This window comes from Streptosporangium sp. NPDC023963, assembly GCF_040639135.1.
Taxonomy (GTDB): Bacteria; Actinomycetota; Actinomycetes; order Streptosporangiales; family Streptosporangiaceae; genus Streptosporangium.
In genome coordinates, this window is record NZ_JBEZZK010000008.1 from 247,112 (window position 1) to 261,548 (window position 14,437).

At 69.1% G+C, this 14,437-nt stretch carries 14 protein-coding genes and 1 tRNA gene; 6 read left to right on the plus strand and 9 right to left on the minus strand.

Annotation, left to right across the window (positions count from 1 at the left end):
* Positions 1-256: 256 nt before the first annotated feature.
* Positions 257-748, minus strand: a complete 492-nt coding sequence (locus AB0F88_RS24840; RefSeq protein WP_362688451.1) for a hypothetical protein — start codon at positions 746-748, stop codon at positions 257-259.
* A 329-nt stretch (positions 749-1,077) separates the two neighbouring features.
* Between AB0F88_RS24840 and AB0F88_RS24845 the strand changes: the two genes are divergently transcribed.
* Positions 1,078-1,614, plus strand: coding sequence for a peptidylprolyl isomerase (locus AB0F88_RS24845; RefSeq protein ID WP_362688454.1), 537 nt, complete (start codon positions 1,078-1,080; stop codon positions 1,612-1,614).
* Between the two features lie 197 nt (positions 1,615-1,811).
* The gene (locus AB0F88_RS24850; RefSeq protein WP_362688457.1) at positions 1,812-2,687 is read left to right on the plus strand and encodes a rhomboid family intramembrane serine protease; all 876 of its coding nucleotides are present in this window, start codon (positions 1,812-1,814) and stop codon (positions 2,685-2,687) included.
* Positions 2,688-2,735: 48 nt separating this feature from the next.
* Here the strand turns inward: AB0F88_RS24850 and AB0F88_RS24855 are convergent, their stop codons facing one another.
* Positions 2,736-2,981, minus strand: coding sequence for a cell division protein CrgA (locus AB0F88_RS24855; protein ID WP_344744891.1), 246 nt, complete (start codon positions 2,979-2,981; stop codon positions 2,736-2,738).
* A gap of 211 nt (positions 2,982-3,192) precedes the next feature.
* On the opposite strand from AB0F88_RS24855, the gene AB0F88_RS24860 reads away from it, so the two are divergent.
* Genes AB0F88_RS24860 through AB0F88_RS24870 form a run of 3 tightly spaced genes read left to right on the plus strand, consistent with a single transcriptional unit; the run spans position 3,193 to position 4,646 of the window.
* A complete protein-coding gene (locus AB0F88_RS24860; RefSeq protein WP_362688460.1) occupies positions 3,193-3,858 on the plus strand; it encodes a class E sortase in 666 nt (221 codons plus the stop codon).
* A 60-nt stretch (positions 3,859-3,918) separates the two neighbouring features.
* Complete coding sequence (locus tag AB0F88_RS24865; RefSeq protein ID WP_362688463.1) at positions 3,919-4,077, plus strand: hypothetical protein; 159 nt, start codon at positions 3,919-3,921, stop codon at positions 4,075-4,077.
* Complete coding sequence (locus AB0F88_RS24870) at positions 4,074-4,646, plus strand: gamma-glutamyl-gamma-aminobutyrate hydrolase family protein (protein ID WP_362688466.1); 573 nt, start codon at positions 4,074-4,076, stop codon at positions 4,644-4,646. The genes AB0F88_RS24865 and AB0F88_RS24870 overlap by 4 nt, the downstream gene beginning before the upstream one ends.
* A gap of 355 nt (positions 4,647-5,001) precedes the next feature.
* On the opposite strand, the gene pknB is transcribed toward AB0F88_RS24870, so the two are convergent.
* From pknB to AB0F88_RS24905, 7 genes are all read right to left on the minus strand, one after another.
* Positions 5,002-6,876 (minus strand): Stk1 family PASTA domain-containing Ser/Thr kinase, encoded by a 1,875-nt coding sequence (gene pknB / locus AB0F88_RS24875; RefSeq protein ID WP_362688469.1) that lies wholly within the window; start codon positions 6,874-6,876, stop codon positions 5,002-5,004.
* A gap of 82 nt (positions 6,877-6,958) precedes the next feature.
* The gene (locus AB0F88_RS24880) at positions 6,959-8,467 is read right to left on the minus strand and encodes a protein kinase (RefSeq protein WP_362688472.1); all 1,509 of its coding nucleotides are present in this window, start codon (positions 8,465-8,467) and stop codon (positions 6,959-6,961) included.
* Complete coding sequence (locus AB0F88_RS24885; RefSeq protein ID WP_362688475.1) at positions 8,464-9,921, minus strand: penicillin-binding protein 2; 1,458 nt, start codon at positions 9,919-9,921, stop codon at positions 8,464-8,466. The genes AB0F88_RS24880 and AB0F88_RS24885 overlap by 4 nt, the downstream gene beginning before the upstream one ends.
* A complete protein-coding gene (locus AB0F88_RS24890) occupies positions 9,918-11,294 on the minus strand; it encodes an FtsW/RodA/SpoVE family cell cycle protein (RefSeq protein ID WP_362688478.1) in 1,377 nt (458 codons plus the stop codon). The genes AB0F88_RS24885 and AB0F88_RS24890 overlap by 4 nt, the downstream gene beginning before the upstream one ends.
* Before the next feature lie 4 nt (positions 11,295-11,298).
* Entirely contained in the window at positions 11,299-12,612 is a 1,314-nt protein-coding gene (locus tag AB0F88_RS24895; protein WP_362688481.1) for a PP2C family serine/threonine-protein phosphatase, read from the minus strand.
* Positions 12,609-13,076, minus strand: a complete 468-nt coding sequence (locus AB0F88_RS24900) for an FHA domain-containing protein (RefSeq protein ID WP_362688484.1) — start codon at positions 13,074-13,076, stop codon at positions 12,609-12,611. The genes AB0F88_RS24895 and AB0F88_RS24900 overlap by 4 nt, the downstream gene beginning before the upstream one ends.
* Before the next feature lie 17 nt (positions 13,077-13,093).
* A complete protein-coding gene (locus AB0F88_RS24905; protein ID WP_362688487.1) occupies positions 13,094-13,834 on the minus strand; it encodes a DUF3662 and FHA domain-containing protein in 741 nt (246 codons plus the stop codon).
* Between the two features lie 166 nt (positions 13,835-14,000).
* On the opposite strand from AB0F88_RS24905, the gene AB0F88_RS24910 reads away from it, so the two are divergent.
* A tRNA-Leu gene (locus tag AB0F88_RS24910) sits at positions 14,001-14,083 on the plus strand.
* The last annotated feature ends 354 nt before the right edge of the window (positions 14,084-14,437 follow it).

Here is a 14,437-nt window from a genome sequence, read left to right on the forward strand (position 1 = left end):
AAGCGCTTGGTGATCGGTCAATGGACGCCCGCACAGGAGTTCACCCGGTTCCCGCGCAGGAAAGTCCACCCGGTTCCCGCGCAGGAAAGTCCACCCGGCTCCCGCGCAGGGAAGTCCGACGGCTCCCGCACAGGAGTACGGCCCGCACCTTCGCGGTGCGGGCCGTACTCCCGGCAGTCGCCGTACGCCGTACCCGGCCGTACGCCGTGTTCGTGCCACCGACCGGCACTCACGTGACCGGCCGGCGTCCCGACCCCTAGGGCAGTTTCTTGGAGGTGTGCTCCGCCCTGGAGTCGGCCTTGGCGCCGACCTCGTCGGCCTTCGTCGCGGCGTCGTCCGCCGTGTCGGAGACCTTCCCGGCCACCGCCTCCGTCTTCTGCCCCACCCACTGGGACGCGTCGGAGGCGCTCTCCTTCAGCGTGTCCGCCCATTGGTCGGCGTTCCTGCGGTACAGGACGTAACCCGCCGCCGCGATCGCGACGCCCACGAAGAGCAGGATCATGGGTGTTTTCCTGGATTTCGCGGGAGTGGGATCGATCCTCGCGGCGGCCTGGGACAGCGCGGCGCTGATTTTCGGCGCGAGCTGCTCCTCGAACGAGTGCGCGGCGGCGTCAAGCCTGGGTGCCGCCCACCCGCGTGCCACAATGATCTTCTCGCTGGCCACGTCACGAGCCTGACCGGCCACTTCACGGGCCTGGCCGGCCATCTCTCGGGCGTGACCGGCCACATCGCGAGCCTGGACGGCCATGTCATGGGCATGATGACTGGCCGCGTCCCGGGCGTGGCTGGCCATTGGGCCGACCCGATCCGCGGCTCGGACGGCCTGAGCCTTCACGTGGCGCAGCCGCCTTTCCGGTGCCACGATCTTCATGTGGCGCTTTCCAAACAGTGCTAGAGGCACAACAACCTCCCCATTCGTTGGGGCCCCGTCGCCACCCCTTCCCGCTCGAAGGCGGCTCAATCATGACGGCCCGTGGGAGGATGCTTGGGGATGCGGCTGCGGCCGAAATCGTCAAAGTGCCATAAAAGCAATACGTTGCACAGGTATTCCTACGAACTGAAGGGGGCAGTCCGATCATGGCTGAGAAGTTGATCGCAAACCTCAACACCAACCGCGGTAGCGTGAAGGTCCAGCTCTTCCCGGATCACGCGCCCAAGACCGTGCGTAACTTCGTCGAGCTCGCCGAGGGCACCCGCGAGTGGGTGCACCCGGAGACCGGCCAGAAGTCCACCGCCAAGCTGTACGACGGCACGATCTTCCACCGGGTCATCTCCGGATTCATGATCCAGGGTGGCGACCCGCTGGGTCAGGGTGTCGGCGGCCCCGGCTACAAGTTCGACGACGAGATCCACCCGGACCTGTACTTCAACCGCCCGTACCTGCTCGCCATGGCCAACGCCGGCGTCCAGTTCGGCCGCGGCACCAACGGCTCGCAGTTCTTCGTCACGGTGGTCCCCACGCCGCACCTCAACGGCAAGCACACCATCTTCGGTGAGGTGATCGAGGGCCAGGACGTCATCGACGCCATCGCCAAGACCGACACCGACGCCCGTGACCGTCCCACGGAGCCCGTGGTCCTGGAGTCGGTGACCATCGAGCGCGTCCAGAGCTGATCTCTCGCCCGGCGGCCTCCTCCGGAGGCCGCCGTTCGCGTTCCCGCACGCCCCCGTCCCTCCACCCCCGAGCCCTGCCCTTCGCTCCGGCCGGCCGGTGTGGCCCGGCGGCCGTTCGCGGGTGTACGGGTGCTCGGGATCGTGAATAGGCTGGCAGTCTGTGGATAACAGCACGCTCGAAGGGGCCAGCCACACACATGACCACCCAGCCGTCCAACGAGCCCGACACCGTTGTCCCCACCTGCTACCGGCATCCAGGACGTGAGACCTACGTCCGCTGCCAGCGTTGCGACCGTCCCATCTGCCCCGACTGCATGCGCGACGCCGCGGTGGGCTTCCAGTGCCCCGAGTGCGTGGCCGAGGGCAACAAGGGCATGCGGCAGGCGCAGTCCGTGTTCGGCGGCCGGGCGGTCACCACGCCCCGGGTCACCTGGGCCCTGCTGGTCGTCAACATCCTGGCGTACGCCGCCGAGACCGCGAACACCGACTGGGTGCTGGACAACTTCGTGATGAGCGCCTACGACGTCGGCTATCAGGGCGAGTGGTGGCGCCTGATCACCGGTGCCTTCCTGCACCAGCCGCTGGGGGACGGTGGCTTCGCCCTGACCCACATCGTGTTCAACATGTGGGCGCTCTACGCCATCGGTCCCGAGCTGGAGCGGCGCCTCGGATCGGCCAGGTTCCTGGCGTTGTATCTCCTCGCCGCGCTCGGCGGGTCCGTCGCGGTCTACCTGTTCGGCATCGCCGCGGTCGGCGCCTCGGGCGCGATCTACGGCATGTTCGGCGCGCTGTTCGTGCTCGCCAAGAAGCTCGGCTACAACGCCCAGGGCGTGCTCTGGCTGATCGGCGCCAACGCCGTGATCACCTTCGTGGTCCCCGGCATCAGCTGGCAGGGCCACCTCGGCGGCCTGATCACCGGCGCCCTGGTCGCCGCGATCCTCGCCTTCGCCCCGGCCAGGAACCGCAGCGCAATCCAGTGGGGAGGTTGCGCGGCGGTGTTGATCGTCCTGGTCGCGCTGGTGCTGGGGCTGCCGCCGTTCGCCGTCCAGGCCGAACTCGGGATCTTCGGTTGATCCACACCCTGATGCTTCCCCAGGGTGTGGACAATGCCTGTGGAAAAACTAGCGCCAGCGGGTGGAAAGGATCACCCCGAGGATGATGAACGCGAACCCGACCAGCAGGTTCCAGTTCTGGAGGGTGCCGAGGAGGGGAGCGGTGGGCGCCACGTAGTAGACGGCGATCCACAGGATGCCGACGATCCAGCAGGTCACCATGACCGGCGCCAACCAGCGTGGGCTGATCTTGACCTGCTGTGAGGTCTGCGGCGGGGTGTAGACCGGCTTCTTGCGAGTCTTGGGCTTGGGCACTGGGGTTCTTCTCCTGCGTCAACCCTGCGCGATCTGGATCGTGCGCAGGCCGTGTCGATTAGCGTAGTCGCTAGTGGATGAAGTTCCGTGTAAGGATAGTCCGCGCAGGTGGACCATGGCGATTCCGTGGGGCACCATCCTGTGGCAAATGTTGCGCCGGACCCGTGATCCGGCCCGCCGCGGAGGCCTTTTCCGTCACTAGCCTGACCCCATGAGAGCGGCGCTGAGGGTTCTGGGCGACCTCAGCGTCACCGCGGGGCTGATCATCCTCCTCTTCTGCGCCTACCTGCTGTGGGGCACCGGCTCCTACACCGCCGGACAGCAGGCGCTGCTGCGCAGGGAACTCCTGGGAGAGGGGATCCCGTCGGGCGGGGCGGCCGGAGACCGGCGGGGAGAGCCGCCGGGGCCGATCCGGCTGGGCGGGGCGGTGGCGATGCTGGCGATCCCCAGGCTCGGGGACGACTACCGGTACGCCATCGTGGAAGGCGTCGACCAGGATCGGCTGCGGATGGGCCCGGGCCACTATCCCGGCACCGCCATGCCAGGGGAAATCGGTAATTTCGTTCTTTCGGGCCATCGGACCACCTACGCCGCCCCTTTCAACCGCATCGACGAGCTCCGCCGGGGCGACCTCATCCTGGTCGACGCCCGCGAGGCCCGCTACACCTACCGCGTCACCGGCAGGCGCGTCGTCGACCCCGGCGAGATCAGCGTGGTCGCCCCGGTTCCCGGCAGGCCGGGCCGCGAGCCGACCAGAGCGCTGATCACCCTGTCGACCTGCCACCCGGAGTACTCGGCCGCCCTGCGGCTCATCGTCTCGGGGAAGTTGGAGAGGCGTGAGGCCCGCCCCGGGCGGTCCGGGCGGACCCTGGGGTAGAGGCCCCGGACGGACCGGATGGAAAGGCCCGGGCGACGCCCCGGACACGAAGGAGGTCCCATGTACGGCTGGATCTGGCGGATGCTTCCCGGAAACCTCGTGGCCAGGGGATTCACGGCCCTGGTGCTGGCCGGGCTGGTCGCGGCCGTACTCTGGTATGTCGTGTTCCCCTGGATCGAACCTCGCGTCTCCCTCGACCTGACCACCGTGGGCCGATGAGCCGTGTCCTGGTCGTCGACAACCACGACAGCTTCGTCCACACCATCGTCCAGTATCTCCGCGAGCTCGGCGCCACCTGCGACGTGCGCCCGCGCGACCTGGTCGCGGTCGAGGACGCCCGTGGCTTCGACGGGGTCCTGATCAGCCCCGGCCCCGGCACCCCGGAGGACGCGGGGGTGAGCGTCCCGCTCGTCGGCCACTGCGAGGCCCACGGCATCCCGCTGCTCGGCGTCTGCCTGGGACACCAGGCCATCGCCATCGCCCACGGGGCGACCGTGGGGCGGGCGCCCGAACTGGTGCACGGCCGTACCAGCGCGATCTCGCACGACGGGCGCGGCGTCTTCTCCGGCCTGCCGTCACCGGTGACCATGACGCGCTACCACTCGCTGGCCGTCCTGCCCGGGACGGTGCCCGAGATCCTCGAGGTCACCGCGACCAGCGACGACGGTGTGATCATGGGTTTGCGCCACCGTACCGCCCCCGTCGAGGGCGTGCAGTTCCACCCCGAATCGGTGATCTCGGAACACGGTCACCGGCTGCTCGGAAACTGGCTCGAAAGATTGTTGTAACGCGAAGCCCATCCTGGACGATTGACCAGTGAGAGTCCTTCCGCCATCGCCCCCGAGTGGCGGAAGGGCTCTTCCCCGTTTCCGGGCCTCCCGGGCCTCCCGGGCCTCCGGTTCCCGTCCCCTGGACCTTCCGGCCGGAAACCGGGTGACGCCGCCGCGCAAGCCGGGCCATGAAAGCCGGACGCCGCAAATATCGGACGCCGCACACATCGAACGCCGCGAACCCAGACGCCGCGAACCCAGACGCCGCGAAAGTCATGGGAACGCGGGAACGGCCAAGAACGCCGGAACGAGCGCGGGCGGGAAACGAAAGAGGCCCCCGCGCGGTCGCGGGGGCCTCCGTCAGGTGCTCCGGTCAGTTCCCGTCGCCGGGCGGGGCCTCATCGAAGATCGTGCCGTCGTCGGGCTCCGTGGGCGTGTCCTCCGTCGGCTCCTCCGGAATGGTCGGCTGCTCCTCGGGGAAGGTCGGCTGCTCGGTCGGCTCGGGCGGTGCCCCGCTCGACACGATCAGCGTGATGGTCGTCCCCTGCTGGTACTTGCCGCCCGCCTCGGGAGACTGGCTCAGCACGGTGTCCTTGGGCAGGTCGCTCGGCTGCTCGACGACCTTCCACTTGAAGCCCGCCTCCTTGAGCGCGTTCTTGGCGTCCCCGACCGTGAGGTTCACCACGGCCGGGACCTCCATCGCCTCCTTGGGGACGTAGATCCGGACGGTGCTGCCCTTGTTGGCCTTCTTGCCCGGCGCGGGCACGGTCTCGAAGACGATGCCCTGCTTGCGGCTGGAGGGCTTGGTCTGCAGGTTGACCTCGAAGCCGGCGTCCTCAAGGGTCTTCGTGGCGTCCTCGGCGCTCATGTTGAGCACGGTGGGCACCTCGACCTTCTCGATCCCCTTGGAGACCTTGAGCGTCACCTCGGTGCCCTTGTCGACCTCGTGGTCGGCCGACGGGTCGCTCTCGATCACCGAGTCCTTCGGGATCTCCTCGTCGAACTCCTGGATGACCTTCACCTTCAGGCCGAGGCCCTCGAGCTTCTTGGTCGCCGCCTCCACGGTCTGCGAGGCCAGCGGCGGGATCTTCACCTTGCCGCTCGTGGTGGGGGTGCCCGGCGAGCTGAGGAACATGTAGCCGACGCCGATGAAGGCCCCGATGACCAGCAGCGGGATGAGGATCCACGCCGCGGTCTTGACCGCGGTGTTCCCGCCGCTCTGCTGCCGGCGACGGCCGCCCCCACCGGTGCGCGGGCCGCCCTCCTCGCCGTACTCGTACGCGGGGACGGCGGTGGTGCGCTGGGTGGCCGGGCCACCGGGACCGCCGGGGCCCGGAGCCTGCATCGTCCGGGTGGCCGAGCCGTAGCCGTTGTTGGCGCTCAGCGCCATCGTCTGGGCGTCCGTCGGGATGCCGGACATCGCCCGCTGGATGTCGGCCCGCATCTCCCCGGCGCTCTGGTAGCGGTGCGCCGGGTCCTTGGCCATCGCCTTGAGCACGATGGCGTCGGCCCACTGGGGAATGTCGCGGTCGATCTGCGACGGCGGGATCGGGTCCTCGCGCACGTGCTGGTAGGCGATCGCGACCGGCGAGTCACCGGTGAACGGCGGCTGCCCGGTCAGCAGCTCGTACAGCACGCAACCGGTGGAGTAGAGGTCGCTGCGGGCGTCGACCCGCTCGCCCCTGGCCTGCTCCGGCGAGAGGTACTGGGCGGTGCCGATCACCTGGGCGGTCTGCGTCATGGTCGCGGCCGAGTCGGCCATCGCGCGGGCGATGCCGAAGTCCATGACCTTCACGTCGCCGTTGCGAGTGATCATGATGTTCGCGGGCTTGATGTCGCGGTGGACGATGCCGCCGCGGTGGCTGTAGTCCAGCGCCCGCAGGATCCCGTCGACCAGCTCGGCGGCGCGCTCGGGCAGCAGCCGCCGGTCGGCACGCAGCAGGTCGCGCAGCGTGCGGCCGTCGACGTACTCCATCACGATGTAGGGCACCGGCGCACCCTCGGAGACGTCCTCGCCGGTGTCGTAGACCGCGACGATGGACGGGTGGTTCAGTGACGCGGCGGACTGCGCCTCCCGGCGGAAACGCGCCTGGAAGATGTGATCCCTGGCAAGGTCCGCGCGGAGGGTCTTGATGGCGACGATCCGATCCAGCCGGATGTCTCGGGCGCGATAGACCTCGGCCATGCCGCCACGCCCGACGACGCCGTCAAGCTCGTAGCGATCGCCGAGGCGTCGGGGCTGAGTCATTTCCTGCACTGTCCCTTACCGTTCATCTTGGGTGCCGGTGAGCTCTTGGGCCACCGGTGTCCATCATCGACCCGTTGCCGCATCACGTCTCCTCATTCGGCGGGTCTGTGTCACCGGGTTCAGGAGTTGTGCTCGGTGTGAGGCTCGGTGTCACCGTCGGGGTGGTTGGTGTCGGGGTGGGAGTCGTCGGGCTGGGGCTGGGCGGTGGCGACGTACTCGGCCTTGCGGTGGGCGTGGCCGATGTGCTTACCGTAGCCGACGGCGTGACCGACGGGCGGGCCGACTTCGTCGGTGAGAGCGGCGGTCTGCTCGTCGGAGGCTTGCTTTTCGTCGGCCGCGCGGTCGGCGACGTGGTGGCCGGGCTCGGCCGTACGGCCGGCTCCCCCGGCTCGCTGTCACCGGGCTGGTTCGTCAGCTCGTGGACCGCCAGCGCACCCAGCCCGACCGCGGCGGCGCACCCCGCGACCGTGGCGACGATCACCGTCGTCCTGCGCAGACCGCGGCGCCCGCGACGCGCCGGGACGGCACCCGGCGGAGTCGTGCCCGCGCCGGCTCCCGCACCGGAGCCCGCGCCGTGACCGGGCCCCCTGCCGGAACCCCCGCCCGCCCCGGCGCCCGTGCCCTGGCCGGGACCCGCCTGCGAGCCCTCGGCGTCGCGGCCGGGCCCGGGCCGGAGGGGGACGGCGAGGGCGCTGGTGACCTCCTGAGGCCACTCGCTCGCGGGCTCCGCGCGCCAGCCCACCGGGTCGGTGAGCATGCCGAGGCCGGTGGCGCCGGTGGCGGTCAGCGCGTCGAGCAGCATGTCCGCCCGTTCCGACAGCTCCCTGGCACCGGCCGGGCGCCGCAGCGGATCCTTGGCCAGGCACGCCATGACCAGGTCGCGGACCGCCGGCGGGATCCACTCCGGCAGCGGCGGCGGGGGTTCGCCGATGTGCATGAGGGCGATCGCCACCTGCGTCTCGGCGCGGAACGGCGCCTGCCCGGTCAGGCACTCGTAGGCGACCACCCCGAGCGAGTAGATGTCGGTGGCGGGCGTGAGCGGGTCGCCGGACGCCTGCTCGGGGCTGACGTACTGCGCGGTGCCCATCAGGATGCCCGTCTGGGTGACCGGCACCGCCTCCAGCGCCCTGGCGATGCCGAAGTCTGTGATCTTTATCACGCCCGCCTCGGTCACCAGAAGGTTCCCGGGCTTGATGTCCCTGTGGATGATCCCCGCGCGGTGCGCGGCGTGCAGGCCCATGGCGGTCTGGCGGACCACGTCGAGGGTGATCTCGGGACTCAGGGCGCCGTCGCGGGCCAGGATGCCGGCCAGGGACTGCCCGGGCACCAGCTCCATCACCAGGTAGGCGACACCGCCGCCCTCGCCGTAGTCGAAGACCTGCGCGATGCCCGGGTCGGACAGCCCGGCCGCGATGCGCGCCTCGGAGCGGAACCGCAGGCGGAAGGCCGGATCCTCCGCCACGTGCGGGCGCAGCAGCTTCACCGCGACCTCTCGGCCGAGCAGTTCGTCCCTGGCCCGCCACACCTCACCCATGCCGCCCGACGCGATCCGCCCCAGCGGGCGGTACCGGCCCCCGAGCAACGCGGTCATCTACCCAGCACCGCTTCCATCACGCTCTTGGCGATCGGGGCCGCGGTCTGACCGCCGGAGGCGTCGCTGCCGGCGCTCCCGGACTCGACGATCAGCGCGACGGCGACCTTGGGGTCCTCCGCGGGGGCGAAGGAGATGAACCACGCGTGCGGGTCACGGCCCTGGGCGGTCTCGGCGGTGCCGGTCTTGCCGCCGACCGTCACGCCCGGGATCTGCGCCGCGCTCGCCGTGCCCTTGTTGACGACGTTGACCATCATCTCCTGGAGCTTGCGCGCGCTGTCCTCGCTCATCGCGGTGTCCAGCGCGTCGGGGTCGGCGCTCGCGACCTCGCCACCCTCGGAGTCGGCGATCTTGTTCACCAGGTACGGCTTCATGACCACGCCGTTGTTGGCGATGCCGGCGGCGATCATGGCCATCTGCAGCGGGGTCATCTGGTTGCTGCGCTGGCCGATCGAGGCCTGGGCGAGGGCCGCCTGGTCCTCCTCGGGGCCGATGCTGCTGGCCGCCACCGGCATCGGGATCGCCAGCTGCTCGCCGCCGATGCCGAACCTGGCCGCCTGGTCGCGCAGCGCCTCGTAGCCGAGGTCCATCGCGATCTTGCCGAACGGCGTGTTGCAGGACTTCTCCAGCGCGAACGACAGCGTCACCCGCCCGGCGCCGCACGCCGCGCCGCCGTAGTTGGGCAGGTCGGCGGTGGTGTTGGGCAGGTCGAGCCGCTGCGGGGCGTCGACCTGGGTCTCCGGGCCCACGGTGTCGTCGCTCTCCAGGTACGCGGCCGCGGTGACCACCTTGAAGGTCGAGCCCGGCGGGTAGGTGCGCTCGACCGCCCGGTTCAGCAGCGGCGTGTTCTCGTCGTTCTCCAGCTCCTTGGAGGCCTCGTTCACCTGGGCCTTGTTGGCCTTGGACAGCGGGTTGGGATCGTAGGTGGGGATCGAGACCATCGCGAGGATCGCCCCGGTCTTCGGCTCGATCGCGACCAGCGCGCCCTTCTTGCCGCTCTCGCCCAGCGCCTTGTACGCCGCCTCCTGCGCCCTGGGGTTGATCGTCAGATCGACGTTGGCGCCCTTGCTCTGCTTGGCGGTGAACAGGTCGATGCTGCGCCGGATCAGCAGGTCGGCACTGGTGCCGTTGAGCAGGGAGTTCTCCGCCCGCTCGATGTTGCTCTCGCTCTCGGGCGCGAAGAACCCGGTGATGGGGGCGTAGACCTTGCCCTCGGGATAGCGGCGCTCGAAGCGGAACTCGGGGTCGCCGGTGTCGATCGACTCGGCGAGGACCTTGTTGCCCGCGGTGATGCGGCCGCGCTCGACCTCGTAGCGCGCGTACAGGTTGCGGTCGTTGCGCGGGTTCGCGCGCAGATCGTCCGCCCGTACGGCCTGCAGGTAGTTCACATTGATCATGAGCAGGCCGAACATGAGCAGGCAGGCAAGTGCGGCGCGCTTGAGGGGACCGTTCATCGCTGGAACACCTGCGTCATTCCTTCGTCCTGGATGGCCTGGGGCGGAGGCTTCCTCGCCGTATCCGACATGCGTACCAGCAGCGCGATAAGGATCCAGTTAGCCAGCAGCGCCGACCCGCCCTGGGACATGAACGGGGTGACCAGGCCGGTCAGCGGGATCAGGTTGGTCACGCCGCCCACGATGATGAAGACCTGCCAGGCGAGGATGAACGACAGGCCCCCGGCCAGCAACTTGGAGAACGGCTCGCGGGCCGCGATCGAGGTGCGCAGGCCGCGCTCCACCAGCAGGGCGTAGACCATCAGCAGGGCCATCAGCCCGGTCAGGCCCAGCTCCTCGCCGGCGGCGGGGAAGATGAAGTCGGAGAAGGCCAGCGGGATCTCGTAGGGGTGTCCCTGGCCGAGGCCGGTGCCGAGTATGCCTCCCTCGCCCATGGCGAACAGGCCCTCCATGAGCTGCGCGCTGCCGCCGACCTTGTCGAAGAGCGCGGGATCCTCGGGGTTGAGGAAGACCGTGAAGCGGTCCTGCACGTGACTGAAGAGCAGCCCCGCCAGGACCGCTCCACCGACGAAGAGCAGGATGCCGATGAGCACCCACGAGGTGCGCTGGGTGGCGATGTAGAGCATCGCGATGAACGTGCCGAAGATCAGCAGCGAGGAGCCGAGGTCCTTCTGCAGGATCAGCACGCCGAGGCTGAGGCCCCAGGTGATCAGGACCGGCCCCAGGTCGCGGGCCCGGGGCAGATCGATGAAGAGCAGTCGCCGCCCGGCCAGGGCGAGCACGTCGCGCTTGGCGACCAGGTAGCCGGCGAAGAAGATGACCAGGGCGAGCTTGGTGAACTCCGCCGGCTGGAGGGTGAAGCCGCCGAGGCCGATCCAGATGCGGGCGCCGTTGATCTCCTTGCCGACGAACGGCAGCAGCGGCGAGACCAGCAGCGCCAGGCCGACGGCGCCCATGGTGTAGGTCAGACGCTGCAGCGCGCGGTGGTCGCGCAGCACGATCAGCGTCACGGAGAACATCACGACCCCGACCGCGGTCCACATCAGCTGGTTGGTGGCCGAGGCCCCCTTCATGCCGGACGCCTCGAGGCGATAGATGACCACCAGTCCGAGGCCGTTGACCAGCGTCACCAGCGGCAGGATCAGCGGGTCGGCCCAGGGCGCGAACCTGGCCAGCACCAGGTAGGCGGCGAGCATGAGGCCGCCCAGGCTGAGGCCGTAGGTGACCATCCCCGCCGGGATCTGGTTGTCGAGGGCCAACCCCACGTTGGCGTACGCCAGCATCACGATGGCGACCGCGAATGCGAGCATCGCCAACTGGGCCACCCGCCGTTTGGCGGGAAGCGGGACCGGCTCTGCGCTTGGGGTGCTCATGTCTTTACTGTGACCTTGTGGGTTCGGGGGCCCTGGGGGGCGAGGAGGACGCGGAGGCGCTCGGGGACGCGGTCGGTTCGTCCTTCCCGTCGGCTTTGGCCGCGGACGTCTTCAGCTCTTCGATCTTCTTCAGGCCCGCCTCGACGGTGGGGACGGGGATGCCGTCGCGGACCTGGCCCTGCTGGAACGCGCCGAGAGTCGTGATCGACTCCGCGGTGCTCCGGGCGACGTCGAAGAGCTCGATGGGGCCCAGGTTGGTCTTCACACCCTGGAAGACCACGATCTCGTTGCCCTTGGCCCCCACGAAGTACTGGTCCTCCAGCCACTGCCCGCCGAAGTACCAGCCTAAGCCGCCCCCGATGACGACGACGCCGCCCGCCACGGCCAGGAGAGGCCACAGCCGGCGGCGTTTGGCCGGTCGGGCCGCGGCCCTGACGATCGGCTCGTCGGCGTCGATGTCGTCGTCGGAGATGACGGGTTGCGGCATGGTGACCGCGCTGGCACGGCCCGCCGGGGTGTCCGGCGGCTGTGACCGCGGCATGCTGGAACCGGCGGCGCCGACCACGGCCGCGTCGGTGCGCGGTGCGTGGGTCTCGTCCACCTCCAGCACGTCGGCGAGGACGCAGGTGATGTTGTCGGGGCCGCCGCCCCGGTTGGCCAGGTCGATGAGGGTGCGGACCACCCCGTCGGGGTCCTCGATCGTGGAGAGCGTGTGGTGCAGGGTCTCCGCGCTCACCACCCCGGACAGGCCGTCGGAGCAGAGCAGGTAGCGGTCGCCGATCTGGGCCTCGCGCAGGGACAGGTCGGGGTCGACCTCGCCGCTGCCGTCGAGCGCCCGCAGCAGGATCGACCGCTGGGGGTGGGTGGCGGCCTCGTCCTGGGTGATCCGGCCGTCGTCCACCAGTGACTGCACGAGGGTGTGGTCGTGCGTGATCTGGTAGAGCTCTCCGGCTCGCAGCAGGTAGGCCCGCGAGTCGCCGACGTGGACCAGGGCGACCCTCGTCCCCGACCAGAGCATGGCGGTGAGGGTGGTGCCCATGCCCTTGAGGCTGGGGTTGTGACTCACCATCTCGTGCAGCTTGCGATTGGCGTCGCGTACCGCCGCCTCGATGGCGCTGAGCAGGTCACCTCCCTGGGCGTCCGTGTCGAGCAAGGACATCTCGGCGATGGCGACCGAACTGGCCACCTCGCCGTGTGCGTGGCCGCCCATGCCGTCCGCGACGGCGAGCAGGCGGCCGCTGGCGTAGGCGGAGTCCTCGTTGCCTTCGCGGAGGAGGCCGACGTCAGAGCGGGCGGCGTAACGGAGTGCGATGGTCATTTGCGCAATTCGATGACGGTCTTGCCAATGCGGATCGGAACACCGAGCGGCACCGGAGTCGGACGGGTGACTTTGGAGCGGTCAAGATACGTGCCGTTGGTGGAGCCGAGATCTTCCACGATCCACTGACCGTCCTGGGGGAAGAGCCGGGCGTGCCGGCTGGAGGCGTAGTCGTCGCTGACTACCAGCGTCGCGTCGTTCGCCCGGCCGATGGTGATGGGCGTCTCCGAGAGGGTAATGGTGGTGCCTTGGAGGGGGCCACCGGTGACGACCATCTCCCGTGGTTCCCCCTTCTTGGATTTGGCCGGGGTCTTCACCGGCTTGGGCGCCTTGCGCGCGGGGACGGCGGCGGCCGTGCGTGAACCGAACAAGTCTGTCCGGATCACACCGACCGCGGCAATCACGAAGAACCACAGCACCGCGAGGAAGGCGAGCCGGATCAGCAGCAGCGTGAGCTCGGACATGGACCGTCTGTTTACCTTTAATCGCGCCGGAAAACCAGAGTCGTTCGCCCCAGCGTCACGCGAGTGCCGTTCTGGAGCTCGACCCGGCGAACCGGCTGGCCGTTGACGAAGGTGCCGTTCGTGGAGCCGAGGTCGACGAGCGCGACCAGGGGACCCTCCACTCGCAGCTCGGCGTGGTGCCGGGACACACCCGGGTCGACCAGCCGCAGATCGCAGTCGGTGCCCCTGCCGAGCAGGGTCACCGGTGTTGTCAGGTCGAAGGACCGCTGGCCCTGCGGGTCGTCCTGGGTGGACACCAGCAGGCGGGGGCGGCCTCCGAAGGCGTGGGGTTTCGCGGCGGGCACGTCGCTCACCGGCTGGCGGATCTCGTCCTGCTCGACCGTCGCGCCACGGATCACGCCCGAGCGGATGCGGAACAGGCCGACCGCGAGGTCGTCGGCCGTCTCGAAGCGGACCCTGACCGGCCCCACGAAGGAGTAGCCCTGTTCCTTGGCGTACTCCCTGGCGAGGTTGGCCAGCTCGTGGCTGATGCTGTCGGAGTAGACCTCCAACCGCTCGTTGTCGGTCGTGGACAGTTCGACCACGAAGTCGTTGGGCACGAGAGTGCGTCCCTGGGCGACGATCGCCGCCCGCTCGTCCATCTCCCGTTGGACCGCACTGGCGACCTCTACCGGCTGAAGGTCAGATTTGAACGCCCGCGCAAAGGCCCCTTCAACCAAACCTTCGAGCCTCCGCTCGAAACGCTGAAGGACTCCCACCGGGTACCTCCCCTCCTCCGTCTATGTGGTCGCGGCCGCTTGGGGGCTCGTTGGCTCGTTCCTCGCTCTCTCGCACCCAGCTGCTCCGCTTTCGCATCTAGGAGGATCGTATCCGGGTTCATGGGTACCGGCCGATCCGTGCTAATGTTTCGACCGCACCCAACAAGGGCGGGTGGCGGAACGGCAGACGCGCACGGTTCAGGTCCGTGTGTCCGAAAGGACGTGAGGGTTCAAATCCCTCCTCGCCCACAAGATCATCACCCCGGTCATGCGAGCATCGCGGCCGGGGTTTTGTCGTTTCCTGGGAAACCACGTATCCATCTGAGCCATCCGTAAGGTCTCGTGGCGGGCCGAGTCGATCATCGATCAAGGTAGTCGCTCGCTCCGTTATAGAGAAGTCTCAGGGGTTACGCATGGGTCTTGTGGTTTTTGGACCGCTACGACATGCCTATCGGTTCTACCCGGCCACGCTTGCTGATCGCTTTCGGATGACTTGCAGGGGTTCGCCGGGGTCTGGTTACGCTTACAGAGAACACGGGCCGGACTTACAGAGAACACGGGCCGGAGAAAGAATCTTTCTCCGGCCCGTGTCGTCCTCCCACC